At 59.1% G+C, this 428-nt stretch carries 1 pseudogene; it reads left to right on the top strand.

The window, feature by feature from the left end:
* Positions 1-317: pseudogene (locus tag FY251_RS23320) on the top strand (type II secretion system protein GspD); the annotation flags it as partial.
* Positions 318-428: the final 111 nt, after the last annotated feature.

Here is a 428-nt window from a genome sequence, read left to right as displayed (position 1 = left end):
CCATTGTCCTGGGAGGGCTGATCAACGAAGACTACCGCGTGAGTCAGAGCAAGGTGCCGATCCTGGGCGACATTCCGTTGCTTGGGGCGCTGTTCCGCAGCGAAACCAAGCAGCGACAGAAGCGCAACCTGATTGTATTCCTGCGCCCCACTATCCTGCGTGAGGAAGGCGAGGCGGATGAGGTTGCCCGCACTCAGTTCAAGCGCCTATGGAAGGTGAACATGAACATGCGGGAGGGTGAGACAGGTGAAGACGGGCCAAAGCGCCCTGATCTCGAAGAGATCTTTCAGGGCAATCCCTTGCCACCGGTCGAGTGATCGGCCTCAGAAGCACCGCGCGGGTGGCTGCATTCGATCAGTGTTAAGCGGGAGTAACGAGTCGTCCCGGCACTGATCGCCATTGCTGTCACAGAACTGGAGCCCGTAGTC

The sequence above is a fragment of the Haloferax sp. KTX1 genome, from assembly GCF_902410085.1.
GTDB lineage: Archaea > Halobacteriota > Halobacteria > Halobacteriales > Haloferacaceae > Haloferax > Haloferax massiliensis.
Note: the sequence above shows the minus strand (reverse complement) of the source record. Positions and strands in the feature narration are given on the sequence as shown.